This is a genomic window from Verrucosispora sp. FIM060022, from assembly GCF_003977705.1.
Lineage (GTDB): Bacteria > Actinomycetota > Actinomycetes > Mycobacteriales > Micromonosporaceae > Micromonospora > Micromonospora gifhornensis.
Genome location: NZ_RQIV01000018.1, coordinates 1 through 17,077, shown reverse-complemented (window position 1 = coordinate 17,077; position 17,077 = coordinate 1). Strand labels below are relative to the sequence as shown.

At 66.8% G+C, this 17,077-nt stretch carries 10 protein-coding genes and 2 pseudogenes; 6 read left to right on the top strand and 6 right to left on the bottom strand.

All coding sequences use genetic code 11. From position 1 onward, the window contains the following. Positions 1–40 precede the first annotated feature (40 nt). Positions 41–2,002: a DNA cytosine methyltransferase gene (locus EG812_RS27925; RefSeq protein ID WP_126713352.1), complete on the top strand. Its 1,962-nt coding sequence runs from the start codon at positions 41–43 to the stop codon at positions 2,000–2,002. 13 nt (positions 2,003–2,015) lie between these two features. On the opposite strand, the gene EG812_RS27920 is transcribed toward EG812_RS27925, so the two are convergent. The 3 genes from EG812_RS27920 to EG812_RS27910 form a co-directional block, all read right to left on the bottom strand. Next, a complete protein-coding gene (locus tag EG812_RS27920; protein ID WP_233579674.1) occupies positions 2,016–3,299 on the bottom strand; it encodes an ATP-binding protein in 1,284 nt (427 codons plus the stop codon). 78 nt (positions 3,300–3,377) lie between these two features. Next, entirely contained in the window at positions 3,378–3,818 is a 441-nt protein-coding gene (locus tag EG812_RS27915) for a very short patch repair endonuclease (protein WP_126713351.1), read from the bottom strand. A gap of 254 nt (positions 3,819–4,072) precedes the next feature. Then, positions 4,073–5,110: a sigma-70 family RNA polymerase sigma factor gene (locus EG812_RS27910; RefSeq protein WP_158632565.1), complete on the bottom strand. Its 1,038-nt coding sequence runs from the start codon at positions 5,108–5,110 to the stop codon at positions 4,073–4,075. Between the two features lie 211 nt (positions 5,111–5,321). Here EG812_RS27910 and EG812_RS27905 point away from each other — a divergent pair, with 211 nt between their 5' ends. The 5 genes and pseudogenes from EG812_RS27905 (at position 5,322) to EG812_RS27885 (ending at position 14,015) form a co-directional block, all read left to right on the top strand. After that, positions 5,322–6,908, top strand: coding sequence for a nuclease-related domain-containing DEAD/DEAH box helicase (locus EG812_RS27905; protein ID WP_233579678.1), 1,587 nt, complete (start codon positions 5,322–5,324; stop codon positions 6,906–6,908). Then, the gene (locus EG812_RS27900) at positions 6,905–10,048 is read left to right on the top strand and encodes a helicase-related protein (RefSeq protein WP_126713348.1); all 3,144 of its coding nucleotides are present in this window, start codon (positions 6,905–6,907) and stop codon (positions 10,046–10,048) included. The genes EG812_RS27905 and EG812_RS27900 overlap by 4 nt, the downstream gene beginning before the upstream one ends. Further along, positions 10,045–11,853, top strand: coding sequence for an MrfA Zn-binding domain-containing protein (gene drmB, locus EG812_RS27895; protein ID WP_158632564.1), 1,809 nt, complete (start codon positions 10,045–10,047; stop codon positions 11,851–11,853). The genes EG812_RS27900 and drmB overlap by 4 nt, the downstream gene beginning before the upstream one ends. Continuing rightward, a complete protein-coding gene (locus tag EG812_RS27890) occupies positions 11,850–12,956 on the top strand; it encodes an AAA family ATPase (RefSeq protein ID WP_126713346.1) in 1,107 nt (368 codons plus the stop codon). The genes drmB and EG812_RS27890 overlap by 4 nt, the downstream gene beginning before the upstream one ends. Before the next feature lie 223 nt (positions 12,957–13,179). After that, a pseudogene (locus tag EG812_RS27885) lies at positions 13,180–14,015 on the top strand (IS5 family transposase). A gap of 150 nt (positions 14,016–14,165) precedes the next feature. Here EG812_RS27885 and EG812_RS27880 read toward each other — a convergent pair. From EG812_RS27880 to EG812_RS27870, 3 genes and pseudogenes are all read right to left on the bottom strand, one after another. Then, a pseudogene (locus tag EG812_RS27880) lies at positions 14,166–15,409 on the bottom strand (IS256 family transposase). A 174-nt stretch (positions 15,410–15,583) separates the two neighbouring features. Further along, positions 15,584–16,543: an HNH endonuclease signature motif containing protein gene (locus tag EG812_RS27875; RefSeq protein ID WP_199743975.1), complete on the bottom strand. Its 960-nt coding sequence runs from the start codon at positions 16,541–16,543 to the stop codon at positions 15,584–15,586. Positions 16,544–16,865: 322 nt separating this feature from the next. Beyond that, the coding region (locus EG812_RS27870; RefSeq protein WP_158632563.1) for an ATP-binding protein at positions 16,866–17,077 on the bottom strand (212 nt) is incomplete at its 5' end.

Below are 17,077 nucleotides of genomic sequence, written 5' to 3'. Positions count from 1 at the left end.
TGCTGGGCTGCGGGCGCCGTCACCGGTAACGTTCGTGCACGTGACCGACCGCGCCGCCGAGCCCAACGCACCCGATCCCACCGCCCGTCGCGGTAAGTACAAGGTCAGACTGGTACGTGGGCCGTTCGTGCAGCTGGCGCCCCACCCCGACGCCGTCACCGACAGCGACCAGCTCCTGCGGTACGCACAGGCGTCCCGTAGGGGAGGGCACCGGTTGGCGGTCGACCTGTTCAGCGGAGCGGGTGGTCTGAGTCTCGGTATGCAGAACGCCGGCTACCGCGTGGTCCTCGCGGTGGACCACTACCCGGAGGCGGTCGAGACCCACCGCCACCACCACGGTGGTCTGAGCGTGGACTGGGACCTGGGTGACCCCGCGCGCATCCGGGAGGTCGCCGAGCTCGTCCGGCATGCAGGCGTCGAGTTGCTGGCCGGCGGGCCTCCCTGTCAGCCGTTCTCCAAAGCCGGCCGGTCGATGATCCGCCACAAGGTGCGCCACGGTCTGCGTGATCCCTATGACGAACGGCGCGATCTGTGGCGATCGTTCCTCGAGGTCATCCGGCTTGCCCGTCCCCCGGCGGTGCTGATGGAGAACGTGACGGACATGGCTCTCGACAAGGAGATGTTCATCCTCCGGACGATGGTGCACGAGCTGGAATCGCTCGGTTACGCGGTGGAGGAGAAGGCGGTCGACACCTTCCGGTACGGCGTTCCGCAGTTCCGTCAACGGCTCATTCTGGTCGGCCTGCGGGACGGTCTGGCGTTCGACTGGCCAGGGGAGCAGCCGGAGCGGGTCACCGTGTGGAACGCGATCGGCGACCTACCGGAGGTGGAGGGGGGCTGGCGTCCGGAAGGGGGTGCCGAGGGTTGGGCCCCCTACGACGTGCCCTTGACAACTTTCCAGAAGCGCATGCGGGAGGGTGTGGCTGAACCGGATACGCACAAGGTCTTCGACCACATCACCCGCCCGGTACGTGAGGACGACCTGCGTGCGTTCGAGATGATGGATCCGTCGACCCGGTATTCCGATCTACCGGACGAGGTAAAGCGGTACCGCGACGACATCTTCGACGACAAGTACAAGCGCCTTGGCGAGAACGAACTGTCACGGACCATCACGGCGCACATCGCGAAGGACGGCTACTGGTACATCCACCCGCGGCAGAACCGCACCATCACCGTTCGTGAGGCAGCCCGTCTGCAGACCTTCCCCGACTGGTTCCGCTTCGCCGGCCCGCCGTCGGCCGCGTTCAAGCAGATCGGCAACGCTGTACCCCCGCTGCTCGGTGAGCACCTGTCCCGGGCCGTGCGCGGTGCGCTCGACAACCCCCGGCCGGCACACGTGTCGACGCGGGAGGTCGCCTCGACGCTCGCAACTTGGTTCGCCTCCGGTCAGGTGAGCGGCATTCCATGGCTGCGTGCGGAGACACGGTGGCAGGTCATCCAGGCGGAGATACTGCTCGACCGTGCCCACCCGGACGTGATGCGCCAGGTGTGGACCCTGCTACGGACATGGCGCCAGCCACAGGACACGGTGGCGGCGGAGGAGAATCTCCGTCGCACCGGCGGATTCATCTCAAGGGCGAACCGGGCCGGGACGGTGGTGGAGCTCGCCCAGCGACTCGCCGATGATCCCCGGGCACTGCGGGACGACGATGAACTGCGGCGGGTTCCCGGTCTCAACGAGTCCATCGCTGACCTGGCCGTGCTGGTCGTTCCCGCGGGCGCTGAGGACGAATCGGAGGAGCCGGTACTCGTCACGAAGGGTGTGTTGCGGGTGGCAGCCCGCTTCAGTGGCCATCCCGTCGACCGACGCAACCGTCTGACGGACGGCCGGCTGGAAGTCGCCCGCATGATCGGGATCGACAGCGATGCGCGCGCCGCGCATCTGGGCCTGATCGAACTCGCGAACACATTGTGCCGGCCGGTCGAGCCGCTGTGCCAGGAATGCCCGTTGGTGAAGAAGTGCGCCGGTGCGCGGATCGACCGACCTCAGCTGTTCTGACTTCCGGTCCGGGTCAGCGGTCCAGCCCGAGGAGCTGGGCCACCTCCGGCGACTGGGTGCGGAGGGTCTCCTCGATGCGCTGCCATGCTCCCCACTGATCCGCCTGCATGGCGGCCATCCGCAGAGCGAGGCCGGCGGTCGTGGCCGCCTGGGTGGCTGCACGCACCTCAGGTGATACATCCACATCCGTCGGGAACGGTCGTCCCTGTCGCCGCGAGGTTCTGCGGTAGGCATCGTTTGCGAGGACGCACAGTTCGTTGACCGGCGCCTCCAGGATGTGGCGCAACTGGGCCGGCAGGCTGACGCGCATCTTGGCGACGTTGATGTTGAATGCGCTGTCGAGGTCGTTGTCAAAATCCAGCGCCGCCCTGGCCAATTTGGTGTGCTCGTCGATACCGCGGATCCCTCCCCACCCGCCCCACTGCACCAGTCGGTTGGCCCGGTACACGTACAGGCCCTGCTGCCGGTTCCAGTTCAGAGGGCCGGAATGCCGTTCGAATTCTGCGGCTGAGGTGAAGCAGTCACGCGGCGGTAGAACGAAGCGTCGGAGTTGAACCAGTCCCGCTGTGCCCGCCATCTCGATCTCGAACTGCTGCCGAGGCAGCTCGGAGGTGTGCGGCTCCTGCAGAGCGAACGGGTTCCACGGGCGCAGTTTTTGTCCATTGACCGAGATCACGATCGGGGCGAGTCCGTCGGACCCCTCCAGGAAGCGGTGGAAGACCATGCTCAGGTGGTCCGACGTGCGCGCTGCCAGGGATTCCAGACGCCGTCGGGCCCAGCCGCCCGCCGGGCGCTTCTCGGGCAGTACGCGATCGAGCGCCTGCCAGACGACCACGGTGCCGGTTCCCTCGGCCAGCCATTGCCGGGCTCTGCCGACCACCGGATCCTGCGGGGACGGGTCCACGACGACCCACTGGTCCCATTCCTCGACAAGGTCGAGGTCCAACTGCCGTGCGCTCGTCCGCGCAACCGTTCGGCTGCTGCGACTGATCACGGTGAGTGTCCGGCACTGGGAGAGCGACGCGGTCTTGAGGCCGAGGCCGTACCGCCCCAGCTCGCCGCGACGGTACGAACGTCTGGTGCCGAACCGGAGAGCCTCCGTGAGCTGGCCGGCTGACATCCCGTGGCCGTCGTCGGCGATAACGACACGGGAGTCCTCCCCGTCGAACTCGACCGTGACGTCGATGCGGGTGGCCCCGGCAGCGACGCTGTTGTCGACGATGTCCGCCACAGCGGTCGGGAACTCGTACCCGATGTCCCGCAGCGACCCGGTCAGTCGCGCGGCCGAGGGCGCCACGTCGTACCACGCTCTACCCGGCATCGGCACCTCCGCTCACGTCGTCCGTGAGGACCAGGATGCCACACCCACCCTGCCTCACCCGACCGCCCACGCTGTGCTCCCGGATCGGCACCGTTCCCGCCAGAGCTGCTCGACGACATCCGCAACGGCCACGGGATCCTCGTGCTCCCAGAAGTGCAGCACTGTCCAGCCGAGTGCTGTCAGGGCCTCGTCCTTCTCGCGGTCACGCAGCACGTTACGTTCCAGTTTCTCCCGCCACCACGTGGCGTTGTTCTTCGGCAGCACCGCATGCTCGGGGCACAGGTGCCAGAAGCATCCGTCGACGAACACGGCCAGACGTGCCCGTGTGAAGGCGATGTCCGGTCGGCCGGGCAGACCGGGATGGTTCGCCCTGAACCGTAGCCCCCGTCGGTGCAGCTCACGTCGTACCGACATCTCAGGCTTCGTCCGCGACCGCGGCATCCGGCTCATCTGCGCCGACACGGCGGCGTTGAGAGCGGTGGGACGTCCCGTCATTGCCGACAACCTACCCCAACGCGGCACGCCCGCCGCCGGTGGTTCCCGGGCCGGAGGGCCTTCACGGTGGTACCGCCGCGTTCGGATGGTCCGGGTCCGGGCTTACTGCCCGTCCCGTTCCGCCCCGAGTGAATGCCTGCGGCGGACGGCGGTGGGGCGCCGGGCCCCGGGGGATCGACCGACGAGATGGTGTCGAACCAACGGCGAGGTGCCGGGGCGCTGTCTCCCGCCTCGGATATGTGGCAGAACGGACATCAGTTCATCAGATCGTCGGCGTCCGGCGCTGCGCCACCCAGGCGCGCCCTCATCCGCTCACGGAGCTGTGGCAGTGCCTTCTGCTCCAACTGGCGGACACGCTCGCGGGTGATTCCGAGTCGGCGTCCGATCTCGTCGAGGGTCATGGGGACGCCGGTTCCGACACCGGCCCGCCAGGCCAGGATTGCCGCCGAGCGTCCGGGGAGGTCCGCCAGCGAGGCCCGGAGAAGAGTAAGTGTCTCCTGACGCTGTGCAACCACGTCGGGTCGCAGTGTGTCGCGGTCCGGGGTCACGAATTCGGCCAGCGACGCATTGCCGTCCCCGATCAGCAGATCCAGCGACACCACTCCGGCATGCAGCCTGAGGCATTCGATTACCGTGCCCGGTTCCAGGCCGAGCTCGTGACAGATTTCCGACACCGTCGCCCTGCCGGAATGCGTCAAGAGCCGGTTCCGGCTCGCAACCACCCGACGTACCTGATCGGACTTGTAGACCGGCAGGCGGATCAAGCGGCTCTCGTTGGCGACTGCTCTCGTCACGGCCTGGCGGATCCACCAGACCGCATAGGTGGAGAACTTCAGACCGCGGGTGGGATCGAACCTTTCGACCGCCCGCATCAGGCCGACAACGCCGTGCTGGTCCAGGTCCTCGCTCTCCACCCCCTGTCCGACAAGGCTGCCGGCGACCGAAGCAACGAGCCGCCGGTTGTGCAGCACCATGGCGTCGAATGCCCGCGCCCGTTCGTCCGGGAGCTCGAGACCTGCGCGGTAGCCGTGCGGAACCTCCTCGTCCGGCCGGTACTGTTCCCCACGGAGCAGCAGCGCCAGGCCGACCTCCTCGGAGGCCGTGAGCAGGCGGTTCCATGGCCGGGACGACGTCCTGTCCCTACGTAGGAGCCTCCGGGCGTCGGAAAGGAAGCGTTCCTTGTGCGACGATTCGACCAGTCGAGCCGGCCCACGGCCATCGAGCTCGTCGCCACCCGGTGGGACGACGGCGACACCGAGCTTGACCAGCCTTTCAAGGACCTGCTGCCGCACCGTCGCACGTGGGTCGCCGACCAGCTCGAGAACGCTGTCGACCTCCCAGTCCCCGACCGACCTGTCCCGTACGTGCGCCAATATCAGTTGTACGCACGTGTCGACAACCTCCTGATCGGCTGAACAAGTCACACCGGCCATTGTGGCCCCCACGGACAACAGAGAGGTTCGGCGGGAGGCTCCCTCATCGTGCACAATCCTGCGGGTGCGGATGGTTCCTGAGCCGATCTCCCCGTCGATGAAGAGTGCCGCCGAGGCCGAGATCTACAGACGTCTCAAACTTGTGGATGCTGGATGGAGCTTCGCCCTGCACAGCCTCAATCTTCCCGAGCACGGATGGAAGCGCGTCAGCGAGATCGACTTCGTGGTGGCGGGACGACGCGGTGTGTACGTCATCGAGGTCAAGGGCGGGTACGTCGGCTGCGCCAACGGTGTCTGGACCTACCGCGACCGCACCGGCACGGAGCGACGGCGGAGGGAGAGCCCTTTCGCGCAGGCGACAGGCGCCATGTTCACCCTGCAGCGCCGTCTCGAGGACCGCCTCGGCCGCGAGACGATGCGTGACATTCCCATCGGTTTCGCCGTCGTCTGCCCGGACTGCCGACTACCTGAGCAGCCCTCGGTCGAGTGGGACGAGGAGACCCTGATCGACCGTCGGCAGCTCGACCGCACCGACGGCCTGCAACGCAGCCTGGGCCGGATGGCGGACTACTGGCGGGCCAAGCCCGGAGGACGTCGGGCCGTGCTCGAGGAACCTCTCCTGCGGGAGGTACTGCAGGCCCTGCGGCCGGACTTCGACGCCGTTCCCACGCTGCGCCAGATCGTCACCGACGCAGAGGCCGACCTCGTCGCCCTGACCGCCAGCCAGTACCGCACGCTCGACTACGTGGGAGACAACCCGCGGCTACTGGTCGAGGGCGGCGCGGGCACGGGTAAGACGATGCTCGCAGCCGAGATGTCCCGTAGATCGGCCGCGAGCGGCAAACGGACCCTGTTCACCTGCCGCAGCCAGGTGGTCGCCGGGTTCGTGCGACACCAACCCGGAATGCAGGACGTCCATGTCGTGCCCTTCGCCAACCTCGCGGGCGGCAGCGAGGGGACCTTCGATACCGTCGTCGTCGACGAGGCACAGGACCTGATCAACTTCGCCGACCTGTCGTACCTGGACAGCAGGCTTGCCGGCGGCCTCGCCGACGGCAGTTGGTACATGCTGCTCGACAGCAACAACCAGCGTGGTCTCGTCGGCTCCTGCGACGACGAGGCACTGGAATATCTCAGATCCCTACGGCCCACGCAGGTGCGGCTGCAGGACAACTGCCGCAACACGCGGCAGATCGTCACGTCGACCCAGCAGATGACCGGAGCGGACACCGGTGTCTCATCGGCGGGGGAAGGACCCGCGGTGGTGGTGGTCGAGGAACCGTCCCGCTCCCGTCGGGCCGCGGCAGCCGCCGCAGAGCTCGAACGGCTCCACGACAACGGGATCCCGAACACGGACATCATTCTGTTGTCACCGCTGCCCCTGGCGGATTCCCTGTTCGCCGACCTGCCGGCCCGCTGGCGACACCGCATCGACGTGCTGGACCTGCACACGCTGCGGAAACCTGCACGGGGCCGGATCGCCTTCGCCAGGGTCGAGGACTTCAAGGGACTGGAGAGCCGGTTCATCCTCCTGGCCGACATCGGCCCGGTCGATCCCCGTCGGATCAGCAACCTCTACGTAGGAATGACACGCGCGAGAGTGGGACTCTGGATGGCTGCCGGTGGGCAGGAGCAGGGGCAGGAGGACGACCGGTGACATCGACGCTCGTTCAGAGTGGCTCGGAGGACCGGGCTTCGGTCCTGGACTACCTCCGCCGGCAGCTTGTCGGTCCCTGGTACGGCGAGGACGAGGTTCTCGCCGAGCGACCGGACCGCCGTTACCTGGCCGGCATTCTCTTTCCCGGTGAAGTACCCCTCGACACGCACGATGACGACATCGTGGACGACAATCCAGCCGCCGGATCGAACGACGAGGCCGAGAGCGACGAGGATCCCGTGGCGCTGGCCGGGCAACTGATGCCGAGCTCGGTAGGACTGAGCTTCGTCATCTCCAGGAGGTCGACCCTCCGGATCGAGGTGACAGCCGCCCGCTACCTGCGCGAGGACCGGCAGACGTGGCGACGTCAGCCGATGGCTGCAACCGGCAGCGCCGCCCTGTACGTCGAGCCGCCGTCAAGGGGACGGCGGACCGAGCACCACCTGTTCGACGGGGACGCCTCCGTTGTGGTCGTCTGGCGGGAGTTCGGCGACGGCGTACTGGTCACGGTATCGCTCGTCAATGAACGGAAGCTGTCGGAGCAGGGGAAACTCGACCCCGCTGACTGTCTGCTGCAGGTGACGCTAGGGTGCAGCCCGGTCGAGGGCGCCATAACCCCGTATCCGTCGACACTGCGACTCCATTCGGACCCTGAGGAAGAGGAACTCGCGCTCCTCTACCGCAAGGTTCCTGTGTTCGCCCTGGGCCACGGCGCCGCCGCCAGTTGGCAGGCGGAAGGAGACCTCGCCACGTCGGTGCAGACGACCTTCGTGCCCAGCCACGTCGTCCCCGATGTCGCGTTCGAACTGCCGGGTGACCAGGAGGTACTGAGTCTGAATCTCCTCACCGGGCTCGAGCGGGACACGGAAGGAATCATCAGCAGGCTGTACAACTTCGTGGACGACTACGACGTCTGGGCCCGGAGCAACCACACACGCCGGGACAAGCTCGCGCAGCCCCTCGTTGCGGCGGCTGACCGGCTCCTCGAACGCGTCGATCGCGCCCGGGCCCGGATGCGTGAGGGTGTGGAGCTGCTCCAGCGGGATCCCACCGCCCGGCGTGCCTTCGTCCTTGCGAACAGGGCCATGCTGATGCAGATGATCCGGGGCGGGCCTGAATTCGCCGGCACGGGCCGCGCCTGGAACGACCGTCTCCCCGCCGCGCCCGAGTACGACGACCCGCAGCGCCGTTGGCGACCGTTCCAGCTGGCCTTCGTGCTCCTGTCCCTGCCCTCCATCGTCGACACGGAGCATGATGATCGCGAACTCGTCGACCTGATCTGGTTTCCCACCGGTGGCGGCAAGACCGAGGCGTATCTCGGCCTGGTCGCCTTCACCGTCTTCCACCGGCGCCTGACGCTCGGGGACGCCGGCGCCGGGACCACTGTCGTCACCCGCTACACACTGCGACTACTGACGGCGCAGCAGTTCCAGCGGGCGGCCACCCTGATCTGTGCCTGTGAGCTGATCCGGCAGGAGCGCGTCGAGGAACTGGGGAGCCGGGCGGTCTCGATCGGGATCTGGGTCGGCGGTAACAACAGTCCGAACAGTTTCGCCGACGCGGCCGACCTGCTGCAGACGGTGAGGAACCGCGAGCCGACGACCAAGAGCTTCCAGGTCGAACGCTGTCCCTGGTGCGGCACACAGATCCTTCCGTCCGGCGACGCCCCGGAGGACGCATGGGGAGTGCACGCCGACAACAACAGCTTCCGGATCAACTGCCCCAACGTCGACTGTGACTTCCACAGATCGCTGCCGGTCTCGTCCGTCGATGACGCGCTCTACGCGGATCCGCCGACGCTGCTCGTCGCCACCGTGGACAAGTTCGCCCGGTTCACCCGCGAACCGCGGGCGGGCGTGTTCATCGGCGCCGGCGCCGATCCCGGTCCGGCGCTGATCATCCAGGACGAGTTCCACCTCATCTCGGGGCCGCTCGGCACCATCGTCGGGCTCTACGAGGCTGCCTTCGACGTGGCGATGACCCGTCACGGCACCCGCCCCAAGATCGTCGCGTCCACTGCCACCATCCGTCGTGCCGATGCCCAGTCGCGCGGCGTCTTCGGACGCCCCATCGCCCTGTTTCCACCCTCCGGCCTCGACGCGGAGGACTCGTACTTCGTCCGATCGGACCACGGCCGACCCGGCCGGCTCTACGCGGGGGTCATGCCCCAGGGGCACACACCTCTGACCGCGATGGTCCACCTCTCGGCGGCGATGCTCAACGCTCCCATCGAACTACCGCTCGGACCGCAGTCCGCGGACGCCTACTGGACCCTTGTCGCCTATCACAACAGCCTCCGCGAACTCGGTAAGACGGTCACCCTGGCACACGACGACATCCCGGCGCGGCTCGGCGTCATCGCACCTGCCGAGGACGACCGACGTGACCTCGACGATGCCGAGATCATGGAACTGACCAGCAACATTCCCCCGGCGGACATCCCGCGTCACCTTCAGCGGCTATTCGTGGAGCGCGGACAGCCAGGTGCGGTGTCGTTCGTGCCCAGTACGAACATGATCTCCGTCGGTGTCGACGTCCCGCGACTGGGCCTCATGCTGGTCGTCGGCCAGCCGAAGACGACCGCCGAGTACATCCAGGCCACGAGCCGGGTCGGGCGTCGCCACCCCGGCCTTGTGGTCACCCTCTACTCGCCGTCAAAACCCCGTGACCGCTCACACTACGAGTCGTTCATCCCGTACCACACCTCGCTCTACCGGGTTGTCGAACCCACCTCCGTGACACCGTTCTCGGTGCCGGCCCGCACCCGCGCGTTGCATGCGGGACTTGTGATCCTGGCCCGTCACGTGCACATCTGGCGTGACGACCGCGCGGCTGCTGACTTCGACCCTGAGGATCCCGCGTGGCGGGCCCTGGTGGAGGAGTTCATCACGCGCGCGCGGGCGGCGGATCCGGACGAGGCTGCCGACGTCGCCCGACACGTGGAACAGCTAGAGGAACACTGGGCCGGCCTCGTCGACCGGGCACATCCGCTGGGAGGGCTCCGATATACCGACGGCGGGCGTGAACGTATCCAGCTGCTGAGGCAGTTCGACAAGCCCGGGCCGGGATGGCCGACACTCGACTCCATGCGCAACGTCGACACGGACGCCCGGGTGCTGGTGCGGGGGGAGGGGCAGTGACGGACCGTCGGTTGCGGCGTATGCAGGCTCTCTCGCCGTTCGGCGTCGGCGCCATCGTGGACATGCTGGGTGAATCCTTCGTCGCGGAGGACGTAACCCGTTGGAAGGGGCGGCGGATGACTCTGGCCGCACCACGCATCGCGGCACACTTCGGCGTCGAGGAGCTACGCCTTCCCCCGGCGCCGCGTGACGGTAGGCTACCCTACTACCGCTTCCCGCAGTGGCTGTTCTGCGGCACGTGCCGCACGATGACGCAGTGGAGCGTCCGCCGGGAGCAGCCGGGGAGAATACCCCGCTGCCAGCACTGCAATCGTAATCCCCAGCTGGTACCTATGAGGTTTGTGGCGGTGTGCGGCAACGGCCATCTCGACGACGTCCCCTGGGTGCGGTGGGCCCACTCCGGGGGCGGCCGGGGACGCGAGCAACGCCAGTGCGGGCGCGCCGAGCTGCAGTTCGATCACCTGACGACCGTGGGCGGCGGACTGGAGTCACTCCGGGTCCGGTGCCGGACCTGCCGGGCCGACAGGAACCTCGCGGACCTCACGTCGCCCGGCGCCCTCGGACGCATCAACATCCAGTGCCGCGGGCGGCAGCCCTGGCAGCGTGATACCGAGGCGGTGACCTGCGATCAGACACCCGTGGTCCTGCAGCGGGGTGCATCGAGCGTTTACTTCCCGGATACCGGATCCGCGATCGACCTTCCGCCCGATTCCGACTGGGTCACCTGGGGCGGCACGGCTGCGCGGGTCGAACAGAACCAGTACTTCCTTCTACTCCACAAGGAACCCGAGAGCGGCATCCGTGAACACCTGATCCGCATGATCGCCGAGCAGGAGAACGTCAAGGAGCAACAGGTCATCGCCATCCTGAACGACCGGCTCGGCGTCACCGGCGCCCAGGCCGGCTCGGGCACCTCCGAGGAGCTGGCGGAGCGCGAGTGGCATGCGTTGACCAACCCCAGGGGCGGACACCACCCGGACGACCGCCTCATCACGCGGCGCACCCCGTTCCCGGCGTCGGAGGGGCACGGCCGGTTGGACCCCGTCGTCGATCAGATGAAGTCGGCCATCTCCGACATCATTCTCGTCGACCGCCTGCGCGAGGTCAGGGTTCTGAAGGGCTTCCGCCGTCACACCATGGATGTCCGTATTCCGGCGGACCTCGGAACACGCAGTGCGTCCCTACCCGCCGTAGAGGTGTACGGCGAGGGCATCTTCATCGTCTTCGACGAGGAAAACCTTCAGCGGTGGGAACTGCAGACCCCGGTGGTGCGGAACGCGGCCACACTCCACAAGCGGTTCGCCGGCAGCATGCACGCCAGGTGGATCGAGAGCACACCCACACCGCGACTCATCCTTCTGCACACCATCGCCCACCTTCTGATGCGGCAACTGACGTTCGACGCCGGCTATCCCTCCTCGTCGTTGCGCGAACGCATCTACGCGAGCACTCCGGATGCCGACACATCGATGGCCGGAGTGCTGATCTACACCGCTGCCGGCGATGCCGAAGGCACTCTCGGTGGGCTCGCCCGATCCGGCCAGGCTGAGCGGCTCGTCACCACCCTCGCCGCCACCCTCGCCGCCGCCCGATGGTGCTCGCTCGATCCGGTGTGCCGGGAGTCGAAAGCCCAGGGCCCGGCCGGACTCTCGATGGCGGCCTGCCACGCCTGCGCGCTCGTCCCCGAGACCAGTTGCACCATGGGCAACGTGCTCCTGGACCGGACTCTCGTGATCGACGACGAATACGGGTTCATGCGTGACCCCCTCGCCGAGCTCCTCGCCGTGCAGGCGGCCACGACGTGACTCTGCTACTGCCGCCGTTGCTGGACCTTAGTCCCGCTCAACGGGAGGTTCTCGCTCTGCCGTTCGAGGAGTCACACCTCGTCACCGGTAGTCCCGGGGCCGGCAAGACCATCACGGCGATCTACCGGGCAGCGGCCCTGCACCGATCAGGCAGACCGACCGTCATGCTCATGTACAGCAAGGTGCTGTCTGCCTACACGCGCGCCGCAGTGGTGCAGATCGGAGCGGCTGATGTCGCGACCACCTACCACAAATGGCTCCACGCCTTCTGGCAGAAGCACTACCGCCGGAGCCCGCCGAAGCTCGACCGGTACGACATCGACTGGATGGCCTGCCTGACCAAGATCGTCAGCGATCCGCCGGTCATGGAACAACGGCCGTACCTCGTCGTCGACGAGGGCCAGGACATGCCGGCTGACTTCTACCTCGCCCTCGGAGCCCTGTCCTCGTCGGTGACCGTGTTCGCCGACGAGAACCAACGCATCGGGCTCCGTCAGAGCACCCTCCGAGAGATCGTCGCCGCGGCAGGAACCAAGCCGCCTGTGGCCCTTCCACGCACTGTGCGCAACAGTCGGCAGATCCGCGACCTCGCTGAACACTTCTGCCCCGGCAGCAGGACCACGGACCTGCTGCCGGACGGTCCTGCACCTCGCCTGATCAGGGTGCCGCACAAGGCCGACGTGGCTGACCAGCTCCTCCTACAGGAGAAGCAGCACCCGAACGAGACCATCGGCGTGGTGTCCCACCGCAGCAGGGACCTGTTCTACTACCACCATCAGTTGAACCAACGCACCGTCAATCCGTTGCAGGGTTACGTCAGCGGACGCCGTACCGGAACTCTTTCCGATCCCGCCTTCAGCGGCCCTGGGATCAAGCTGATCACCTGGCAGAGCGTGAAGGGTCTCGAATTCGACTCGGTGGTGGTCCCAGAACTCCAGACCGTCCCCGGCGACGTCGCCAGCGACAGCATGCGGATGAACCTGTACGTGCTCGTCACACGGGCGCGGCGTCACCTCACCTTCATGTATTCGGGAGTGGGTGAGCCGGCGCTCGTGGACGCCTTACCGAAGCATCTGCTGGACCTGTCGCAATACACGCCCTGACTGGACGTTTGCTTCATCTTCGCGCGAGTAGCGGCCGATTTGCGTCTCGGGCCTCGATGGCGGAAGGTGCCCGACCTGACCGGGAAAGGGCGCATCCCGGTCGATTGAGCCCTGACCGGAATCAGAGCATTCCGCCCCGCGATCGTGTCTGATTCACTTTTACCCCGACATCGACGGACATGAAGTCCGTCACGCCCGCGTCCTCGCGCCGTACGCCTGAGTCATGACCGCACGGCGACCCTATCCGTCCGACCTGTCCGACGCCCGATGGGCCCTGATCGCACCCCGCCTGACCGCCTGGCGGCAGGCCCGCACCGACGCCGGCGTCAGCGGACGCGCCCCCACCCACGACCTGCGCGAGATCTTCAACGCCATCCTGTACGTCAACCGCACCGGCATCGCCTGGCGCTACCTGCCCCACGACTTCCCGCCCCACGCGACGGTCTACGGCTACTTCGCCGCTTGGAGCAAGGAAGGCATCTTCACCGAACTGAACTACCAGCTCACGGCCTCGTCCGCGACCACCACGGCCGCACCATCCAACCCACGGCCTCCATCATGGACAGCCAGAGCGTGAAGACCTCCACCAACGTTCCACTGTCCACACAGGGCACCGACGCCGGAAAGAAGATCGTCGGCCGTAAACGCGGCATCATCACCGACACCCTCGGCCTGCTCCTCGCCGTCATCGTCACCGCCGCCAGCGCCAGCGACAACGCCATCGGCACGGACCTACTCGACCGGGCCACCACCGCCTACCCGACCCTGACCAAGACCTGGGTCGACGCCGGATTCAAGAACCGCGTCGTCGAACACGGCGCCGCACTCGGCGTCGACGTCGAGATCGTCACCAAAGACCCGCAGGCCAAGGGCTTCAGCGTGGTCAAACGCCGATGGGTCGTCGAACGCACGATCGGCTGGCTCATGCACCACCGCCGACTCGTCCGCGACTACGAAACCCGACCCGACAACTCCGCCAGCATGATCACCATCGCCATGATCGACAACCTCGCCAAACGCCTCACCACCGAAACCACCCCAACCTGGCGAGACGACTAAACCACAACACACGCAAAATACGTGAATCAGACGTCCTCTGAGTGCTGGTGGTCGTGGCCTGTCTGCATCTCGAACGGCCCCGGTGAGGAGATACGGGTCACGTCCGCGCTGGTGGTGTAAGAGACGGCCATCGTGTGATCCGGTCTGATGTTATGCGGCGATCGATGCCGCGTCGGTCTGGTCGGTGTCGTGTTGGCTGGTGTCGACGGTGATCAGGCGGGCTTTGGCGAGGAGTTCCAGGCCCATGTAGCGGCGTCCTTCGGTCCATTCGTCGGTCTGTTCGGCCAGGACGGCGCCGACGAGGCGGATGATCGCCGCCCGATTCGGGAAGATCCCGACGACATCGGTGCGCCGGCGGATCTCCTTGTTCAGGCGTTCCTGCGGGTTGTTCGACCAGATCTGACGCCAGATCTCGCGCGGGAAGCCGGTGAAGGCCAGCAGGTCGTCGCGGGCGGCGTCGAGATGCTCAGCGGCGGCCGGGAACTTCGCCTCAATCGTGGCGACGACCCGCCGGAACTGCGCGTGGACGGCGTCGGTATCAGGCTGGTCGAAGATCGTGCGGACCAGGGTGGCGATCCACGGCTGCGCGGACTTCGGCACCTTGGTCAGCAGGTTGCGCAGGTAATGGGTGCGGCACCGCTGCCAGGTAGCGCCGGGCAACGCCGCGCCGATCGCCGCGACGAGACCGCGGTGGGCGTCGGAGATGACGAGCTGGACGCCGGACAGTCCGCGGGCGGTCAGCGATCGCAGGAACGCCAGCCAGCCGGCGCCGTCCTCGTCCGAGGCGACGTCGACGCCGAGGACTTCCCGTTGACCGTCGGCGTTGACCCCGACCGCAATCAGGGCGTGGACATTGACGGTGCGTCCGGCCTCGCGGACCTTCATCGTCAACGCGTCCATCCACACGAACGTGTAGTGGGCGCGTCCAGCGGCCGGTTGCGGAACGCCTCGACCTGGGCGTCGAGGTGGGCGGCCATCTCCGAGACCTGCGACTTCGACAACTGCCGGATCCCGAGCTGCTCAACCAGCTTCTCCACCCGCCGCGTCGACACCCCGAGCAGATAGCTCGTGGCCACGACCGAGACCAAGTCCTGCTCGGCCCGCCGCCGGTGGGTGAGCAGCCAGTCGGGGAAGTAGCTGCCCTGACGAAGCTTGGGAATTGCCAGGTCAATCGTCCCCGCCCGGGTGTCCCACTCCCGAGCCCGGTAGCCGTTGCGCGAGTTGACCCGCTCGTCGCTGCGCTGCCCGTAGCCAGCGCCGCAGATCGCGTCAGCCTCGGCGGACATCACCGCCTGCGCGAACGTTTTGATCATCGCCTGCAACACATCCGGCGACGCGCCCTCGATCTGCTCGCGCAGCAGGTCAACAGGGTTCACGCTCTCTGAAGCGGCCATCGCGTTCCTTCTTCCTTCTCTGACTTGGTCGTCTTGAAGGATCGACGCGATGGCCGTCTCTCATCTACGCAACACGCCCATCACGGGCAAGTCGTACACCACTCCCGTGGACGCAACCGAGATACGTACACCGGCAACGTCTACCTCGATCCAAGTTGTGCGGGCGGCGGTTGTTCAGGAGAAGTCGGACCGGTGCTGCCGCCAGTGTTTCTCTATCCAGCCGATCTGTCCGCGATCCAACCTGATCGCGAGCGGCCGGCCCTGCAGAGGCGTGTAGGCCGGGTATCTGGCCAGTTCATCCCGCAGGCTGATCGTGAGGGTGCCCGGGTCTACGGCAATGTCCCCCTGATCGAAGAGCCGGTGAATATCCCGTCTCAGGAGCAGCCCGCCATCGTCGTGATGCTGGCCGACTGCTGCGTAGCTGTACAGGTGCGCCGCTTCCAGCGCCGCAACGGGGCCGGGACCGGTGAAAGCGCATACCGGTCCGAAGGACGCAAGTAGGCGTTGCCTGAACCCACGCTGACCCACACGGACGCGCACTCTCGCCGGTCGATGGCCTTCCGGACGTGACTGGACCCACCGGGTTGCGTCCTCGAGGAAAGTTGCACCCCTTCCCCTGCCGGCACTGCGCAGTGCCTTGACAAAAGCGTCCCACACGAGCGGACGCATGCTCAGCTGGGATTTCGGGGAGACACAGAGGCTGCGCAGAGTCCTTCCGTCCAGGCAGCGGCCGAGGTCGAGCCAGTTGGCGTCGTGGCGCGACCTGAAAGTCTCGACACGTTCCACGCGGGTGGTGGCAACGTCAAAGGTGTCCGAGCACGGGAAGCACCTGAACTGCGGTGATTGACGCTTACGCCTCTTGATGTCCGCCCTGTTGCAGCGGGGACACCGGTAAAGGATCTTCTCAGCGTGGCCGGTCTCGATCTCCTCGATCAGGGAGGCGCCGATGACTGCCTCCCTGTCCCACAGGACGATCCGGTCACCAACGGCCACGGTCCGGGCGTTCGGAACGGTGCCGTCCCAGCTGTAGTGGGCGTCCGGGTCGTCGTCGTAGCCGTCGTTCCCGCCGTGCTGTCGATCCGCACCGACAGCAAGCATCAGCCATGCCCTGGGCAGACCAGCATCCACCGCCACAGTCGCCTCCCTTTCGTGCGCGGGAGAGAACCTATCTGACGGTTGCGACACTCGCCCGGCCCGCCGAAGACGGTCGGAGCAATGATCGGAGCCGGACCGCCGGAGCGGGCGTGGTGATCATGAGCATGGGCCAGATAGTCGGTGTCCCCATCGAACGGTCCAACGGCTGAACTCAGCCCGTATATGTTTTCCATGTCAGTCACAATCCGGCACGGACCGACTGCGCCACGTGGGATAACCTCAGCGGGCGTCTGTCAACGCCGGCTGAACTTTGACCCCTCTGTTCCGGTCGAATTTTGACCCCCTCGCTGGTTGTTGATGTTCAGTCGTTGGTCTTGGTGGCTGCGGGGACGCGGCCGAGGTCGCGGTCTTTGAGCCGGTAGCTGTCGCCCTTCATCGGAATGACCTCGGCGTGGTGGACGAGGCGGTCGATCATGGCCGCGGCGACGACGTCGTCGCCGAACACTTCGCCCCACCTGCCGAAGGGTTTGTTGCTGGTGACGATCAGCGAGGCTCGTTCGTAGCGGTTGGAGA